The organism is Stenotrophomonas sp. 05L44_2 (assembly GCF_056665995.1).
Genome location: NZ_JBFTNR010000937.1, coordinates 1 through 1,293 on the forward strand (window position 1 = coordinate 1; position 1,293 = coordinate 1,293).

Here is a 1,293-nt window from a genome sequence, read left to right on the forward strand (position 1 = left end):
AGCCTGCGCCAGCCGTAAGCCACAGGGCAGGGCGRCACCCCGCCGCCCTGCCAGCAAGGAGAATCTGCATGAACATCGCTTCCCGCCTGCGCCAGTGCGCGCTCCCGATTGCCGTTTCATTGGTGCTGGCCGCCTGTGGCGACAAAGCGCCGCCGTCTGCCGGCAACCCAGACGCAGCAGCACCGGCGGCCGCCACCGCCAAGGCGGGAGCACTTCCCGCAGGTTGGCAGCGGGTGGCAGGCAACGATGTGCCGACACTGCCGGGGCAGCAGGCGGTGCTGCCGAGCAAGGTGCACTCCGACGATGGCGCCGATGTGGAGGTGGATGACAGCAGCCGGATCATTGCCGGCGGTGACGACATCATCGCGGTGATCGAGGCGCTGGGCCTGGGCAAGCAGGTGTTCGCCGCGCCGACCAACACCACCACCGAGGCAGGCCTGGCCGCACCGCACCAGTTCCTGTTCAACCGCACGACCGGCGTGGAGGGGGTTCTCAGCCTGCAGGGGTCGCTGTTCATCGGCAACAGCCTGCGTCGCCACACCGAACTGGCAAAGAAGCTGCGCGAAGTGGGCGAGCCTGCAGTGGTGATCGATGACCTGCAGCCGGCGCCGGACAAGGTGCGCAAGATCGCCGCCGTGCTCGGCGTGGCCGACGCAGGGCAGACCCTGGCCACGCAGGTGCAGCGCCAGCTGGATGAGGCCGCCGCGATCGGCAAGGGCCTGGCGCATGCGCCGCGGGTGATCCATGTGTCGGCGACGGGAGCGGGCGGCTCGCCCACCGTGGCCGGTGCCGACAGCGCATCGGCCAAGCTGATCGCCCTGGCCGGCGGCCTGAACATCGGCACCGAGGCCGGCGTGGCCAACTATTCGCAGCTGAGCAACGAAGGCGTGGTCGCGGCGGCACCGGACGTGATCCTGGTGACCGAGCACGACCTGCAGCTGTTCGGTGGCGCTGAAGGCCTGTGGAAGGCGTACCCGACGCTGAAGCAGACCCCGGCCGGACAGGCCAACCGGGTCTGGGTGATGCCGGATGCGCAGCTGAAGTACGCCAGCATCGGTTCCGGTGCGGGTGCATTGGCCCTGGCGCAGGCGCTGGCGGCGCTGCCGAAGGCATGAGCCCTGCGGATCGACGCCGCCGTCGCGGGCGGACGATGTTGTTGATTGCGCTGCTCGCGCTGCTGGGCGCGGTGCTGGCGTCGTTCGCCGTGGGGCCGCTGCGCTTGCCACCGCTGGAAGTGATGCAGGCGCTGGCGGTGAAGCTGGGCCTGCTGGATCCGCAATCGGTCAGCAGCCG

At 70.0% G+C, this 1,293-nt stretch carries 1 protein-coding gene and 1 pseudogene; both read left to right on the forward strand.

Features of this window, described 5'->3' with window-relative positions; genetic code table 11:
- Nucleotides 1-68 precede the first annotated feature (68 nt).
- Nucleotides 69-1,115: a heme/hemin ABC transporter substrate-binding protein gene (locus tag AC1VAN_RS22115; protein ID WP_442252059.1), complete on the forward strand. Its 1,047-nt coding sequence runs from the start codon at nucleotides 69-71 to the stop codon at nucleotides 1,113-1,115.
- A pseudogene (locus AC1VAN_RS22120) lies at nucleotides 1,016-1,293 on the forward strand (iron ABC transporter permease); the annotation flags it as partial. The gene AC1VAN_RS22115 and the pseudogene AC1VAN_RS22120, both read left to right, overlap by 100 nt.